Source organism: Facilibium subflavum (assembly GCF_003574485.1).
Taxonomy (GTDB): Bacteria; Pseudomonadota; Gammaproteobacteria; order Francisellales; family Francisellaceae; genus Facilibium; species Facilibium subflavum.
This window is the reverse complement of record NZ_QLIT01000309.1, coordinates 1-2300: the sequence shown is the minus strand read 5'-3', so window position 1 is coordinate 2300 and position 2300 is coordinate 1. Positions and strand designations below refer to the sequence as shown.

Sequence of the window (2300 nt, the reverse complement as noted above, 5' to 3'; positions counted from 1 at the left end):
ATAATATTTTTACTAGGCACTACAAATTGACCTTTTTGGAAGACAAAAACCCTTATAAAATAAGGCCTGAGCAAAAATATCTTTCTTCAAACCTGTGGATAACTTTGAAAAGTGTCAAAGTCGGGAAATAAAACATTCTCCTTAACATTAAGCCAAGGCAGAAGTGCGAAATTTTGAAATACCATGCCCATATCATCTAAAGGCTTTGTAACAGGCTTTTCTTTATATAAGACACTGCCATAACTTGGCATTAAAAGCCCAGCCATAATCCGAAGGAATGTTGACTTACCTGCACCAGATTTACCAAGAATTGCAACGATTTCATTTTCTTTTAAGCTAAAATTAATACGATCTAATACGGTTAAAGTCTGGTTTTTATCTTTGTTAAAATGAAGCTCGACATTACGGCATTCTATTAAATTTTTTGTCGCTAGCATTTTTATTCCCCTTTGATATTTTTACCCATCACGGGCCACTTTACGATTGATATATGCTGATTTACACCTTATAAAAATCACCTGGTCATTTGCGGTTTTTTTTACAAGGTGTAAGACAGCAATGGTTAAAACTAAATCTTGTATTTTGTTTCAGCAAGCTTATAAAGTGGCTTCCAGATAAAAATCACGCACAATGCCACAAGTACACACATCGCCGAGACAGCCAAGGCCGCTTCTGGAATCTGATTATTGTTTGTTGTGACTGCCACAAGCTCGCCAATACCACTTACTGCAATTGTCTTACCACCCCAACTAATAAGCTCAGCAGCAATAGCTGAATTCCAGGCACCACCTGCAGCACTAATAATTCCACAAACCACATACGGAAACACGGCAGGGATCGCAAATTTAAACCACCAGTTAATCCCTCTAAGCTTAAAGCTTTGCGCCATTTCAATTAAATCGCTTGGTAATGATGAAGCACCAGCAATCACATTAAATAAGACATACCATGACGTACCAGTCATGATGAGTGGAATTGTCCAAAAGCTTAAGCTGCCACCTCCTAACATTAAAATAATCGCAACAACTGGAAAGAAAATAGGTTGTGGGATTGCTGCCATCACCTGAATGACGGGTTGAAAAAATCGTACTCTTTTTGCTGAGATCCCAATCCAAATACCAAGTGGTGTGCAAATTAACACACTAAGTAGCATGGCAATGACAACACGATATGTTGTCTGCCACATTAAAGGTAGCAAATAACTCATATTGCCATTGGGAAAAAAACCCCATAGAGAAACCAAAGCCCAAACACTTAAAAAGATAACGCTCATATACCAAATCGCTGTTATGAAATTCCTTAAAGATAAGGGTATGATAATATTTGGCAGGCAGCACTTTTTTGCCAGAATGGTGGGTAAATGCATAAAATAAAATCCCAGCTGTTTTACAAGCTTTCGGGCAAATGTAAACACGAGTGAATGCTGGCATAGTACATACATCCAGGAATGGTGTTCTGTTGCTACATTAATCTGTTCATATTTAAACTTTTTTGACCATCTTACCAGTGGACGAAAAAGAAGTTGATCAAAAAACACAATGCTTAATATAATTGCAATCAATGCGTAGAAAATAGCGGTAATGTTCGCATGCTCCAAGGCAATGCTGATATAAGCACCAACGCCTGGTAACATCACTGTTTTTGTCCCTACTGGAATTGCTTCTGTTGCAACCAGCGCAAACCAGGCTGCAGATTGTGATACCATGGTGTTCCATAAAAGCCCTGGCACAGAATAAGGTAGTTCAATTTTGAAAAACCTCTGCCACGCATTTAGATGATATACATCAGCAGCATCAATAACTTCCTGTGGCACAATCCTAATCGTCTGATAAACAATTAATGCCATGTTCCACGCCTGACTGGTAAAAACACCAAAAATAGCGGCGGCTTCAAGCCCCATGACAGATTTAGGAAACAACAACAGGAAAAATACGGTGGTAAACGTTAAAAAACCCAGTAACGGTACGGACTCCATAAAGTTGATAATAGGTAATACAACCCGTGCAATATGTCTGTTTTTAGCACAAAAGTACCCTGCCAGTAAGGCAAAAGCAAATGACCATATCATTCCGATTAACAAACGCATCACCGTTCGCAACGTGCAATAAGGCAGGTGTACTGGATTTAAAGAAATCGATGCTACAGAAGCCTCACTAATAAAGCTTTGATGCATACCAATCCAAGCATAATAAAGTGCTAAAACACTTAGACTAACAAGTGCCATGAAAACAATATCCTGATAGCGAATATTCAGATATTTGCGCCATGAGATAATTGAAATATGTCGAGTAGACATCTCT

2 protein-coding genes are annotated in these 2300 nt (G+C 38.5%); both read right to left on the bottom strand.

Translation table 11 applies throughout. The features are described from left to right. Window positions 1–86 precede the first annotated feature (86 nt). Window positions 87–437: an ATP-binding cassette domain-containing protein gene (locus tag DNK84_RS13610; protein WP_119345003.1), complete on the bottom strand. Its 351-nt coding sequence runs from the start codon at window positions 435–437 to the stop codon at window positions 87–89. A gap of 131 nt (window positions 438–568) precedes the next feature. Continuing rightward, window positions 569–2224, bottom strand: coding sequence for an ABC transporter permease subunit (locus DNK84_RS13605; RefSeq protein WP_407920626.1), 1656 nt, complete (start codon window positions 2222–2224; stop codon window positions 569–571). Window positions 2225–2300: the final 76 nt, after the last annotated feature.

Bases quoted from the DNA above. Each gene is read 5' to 3' on its own strand.
- DNK84_RS13610 (WP_119345003.1), bottom strand. From the start codon at position 437: ATGCTAGCGACAAAAAATTTAATAGAATGCCGTAATGTCGAGCTTCAT.
- DNK84_RS13605 (WP_407920626.1), bottom strand. From the start codon at position 2,224: ATGGCACTTGTTAGTCTAAGTGTTTTAGCACTTTATTATGCTTGGATT.